General features: G+C 51.3%; 2 protein-coding genes and 1 pseudogene. All 3 read right to left on the bottom strand.

Annotated features, from left to right (window positions below):
- Nucleotides 1-443 (bottom strand): annotated as a pseudogene (locus tag ACEW8P_RS13820) (gluconolaconase); the annotation flags it as partial.
- 195 nt (nucleotides 444-638) lie between these two features.
- On the bottom strand, nucleotides 639-1805 hold the full coding sequence (locus tag ACEW8P_RS13815) for a substrate-binding domain-containing protein (RefSeq protein WP_373513663.1): 1167 nt from the start codon (nucleotides 1803-1805) through the stop codon (nucleotides 639-641).
- 37 nt (nucleotides 1806-1842) lie between these two features.
- The coding region (locus ACEW8P_RS13810; RefSeq protein ID WP_373513662.1) for an MFS transporter at nucleotides 1843-2642 on the bottom strand (800 nt) is incomplete at its 5' end.

Genomic DNA, 2642 nt, shown 5'->3' with positions numbered 1-2642 from the left:
AAGTGCCTGACTCCCGGAAGCAGGTCGTCGAGATCCACGCGGCGTTCCAGACTGCGTGAGGCGATGTTAAACACCAAAAGTTCCGCCGTTTTTGTGGCCGTAGCGGGGCTGCTCTTGCTTGACACCCCGTTGTCGCTATTGGCCACGAAAATGCGATTGTCCGCCACTTTCACCCCCACACCGCTAATAAGTGCCGGGTCAGAAACCAGGTCTTCGTATTTTCCATCGATACTCACGGTACCGATTTTGCCTTGAGTAAGAGAAGTGATGATAAATCGATCAAGGTTTTGCGAATACGCAATGCCTTCGGGATACTGCCGCTCGGCAAAAAACTCGATGCGCTCGGGAAAATCGGCGTTGGGGCTAAGGCGGTGATCTTCACAGGAAGAAAATGTGGCGACTGCGGCCAGGAGTAGTGCGGTAGAGATTGACTTTGTTTTCATTGGTTTTTTCGAAGTAGAATGAGAAGATACAGTTGAAGCCTGTGAGCATAAAACAATCGTTCCGAGCTAGGTAAGCTTTTTCCCGGCATTGAGATGCCAACATTTCATATCAACTCGCGTCCTGCTTGAAGTCAGGCTAGTTCCTAAGCAGACAAGTGTACATAGTAAGCTGAATAGGCGGATTCTGTGCTTCAATTACCCCTTCCCAGCCAAATACCGCTTCCGATATTCGATAGGCGTACATCCCTTGACCTGCCGGAATTGCCGGGCAATATTCTTGCTATCGGTCAGTCCCATGTCCAGCGCGATTTCAAAAATGGACATATCGGTGTCGAGGAGTTTTTGCGTAAATTTCTCGATTCGCAGGTTGAAGATGTATTTATAAACCGGATAGCCCGTAATGGCGTGGAAGCGCTTCTCCAAAGCCCTCCGCGACAATGGTACCTGCTGAACTACCTCGTCCACCTGCAAATTGCTGTCGATGTTTTGGTGGATGTATTTGAGAGAAGTAGCGATGCAGGTATCGTTGGTAGCATAGATGTCTGTAGAATGACGGGTGACGATTTGCGTGGGTTTTACCACGATGTCGTACGCCTCGGTTTGGCCATTCCGGATCATATGGTCAAGTAATTTGGCTGCATCGTAACCGCCTTTTTCCACATCGAGTGCGATGCTCGACAACGGTGGGTCGGACAACTCGCAGAGCATGACGTCATTATCTACTCCCAATACGGCAACTTCTTCGGGAATACGCAAACCCGATAAGCGGCAGGCTTCCGTAATGTGCTGACCCTGATTGTCGTCGCAGGCCATGAGGGCCACGGGTTTGGGCAGTGCTTTGAGCCATTGGCTGAGTGAACTCGGTTTGTAGTACCACAACACACTTGACCGTGCCTTGCGATGTTCGAAGTACTCCACTGAGTGGCCTGCGGCGGCGATGCGTTCCTCAAACCCCTCCGCCCGCTCGCGCGACCACACGATGTCGCCGAACCCGTAGTAAGCGAAGTGTTTGAAGCCTTTTTTAAGAAAATATTCCGCCGCTATCTGCCCCGTTTCGCGGTAGGCTCCGGTAATGTTGGGAATTTCTTTAAAGCGTTCCTTGAAGTCCTGAGCGATGACGGGGATGCCCGATTGCACGATTTTCACAATATCTTCATCGTTGTAAAGTTGCCCGACAATACCATCCGCCCCCCATTCCAGCGCCCATTTCAAGATGCCGTCCAATCCCATTGTTTCGCGGTGATAGAGCGGCATCCGGCAGAAAATCCACGGGCCATGGTCGCGCGAGTAGGCGGAAATGCCTTTCAACAGCCCCTTGCTGTACTCTTCCGCGAAGTCAATGAGGAGGATGATTTTGTACATATTTTGAAAGGCAAAGCGGCAAAATTAGTGACCTATACTAGTGTACCCTCCCGTTTTTCCTGAACAACTCCCGAAACCGCACCGTTTCATTCTTGACCAAAGGCTTCGCCCATAAACCAATGCTGAAAATATAGCCCAGCGTCACCAGAATGAAGAGCATTGCCAGCCGTAACCCTACCCATTCGGCCAGGCCTCCTACAATGAGCGGAATGACGGCCCCACCTGCGATGCCGCTGCACAGAATCCCCGAGAAAGTACCATGGTGGTGCGGCACCGAATTGAGGGCCAGCGAAACGATGATCGACCACATTACCGAGGCGAAGAAACCGGCCATGGGAAAGGCGATAACGGCTACCTCCAAACTACCAAATAAAGCCGTTAATAACGACGCGATGGCCCCTGCGGTGAATAGCATCAGCACTTTTTGGCTATCGAATAATTTCAGAAGTGCCAGTCCCAGCAGACAACCGATCGTTAAAAGGCCCCAGAAGTTAGAGATCACGGTCGCGCCCATACTGGCCGGATCGACGCCGTGGTAGGTTTGCAGGAATTTCACCATCCAATTGGCGATGCCCTGTTCGGTGCCGACGTAAGCGAAAATTCCCAGGAAAAAGAGGAGTACTTTACGGTTTGCCAGCAACTCACGAAAGGCGCGGCCCGTGTCCATTTTCTCGTCTTCTTTCAATTCTACCGTGGGGAATTTCACCAGTTGAATCACGACGACCATCGCCAGAGCAATTAGGGCGAATACCCAATACAGCGACACCCATTTCAGATTCTCAGGTACCAGGGAGTCAAAAAGCTGAATCAGAGGCGACTCACTCCCCGTATGGACAT

Source organism: Persicitalea sp. (assembly GCF_041751555.1).
Taxonomy (GTDB): domain Bacteria; phylum Bacteroidota; class Bacteroidia; order Cytophagales; family Spirosomataceae; genus Persicitalea.
This window is presented reverse-complemented; position numbering and strand designations above follow the sequence as displayed.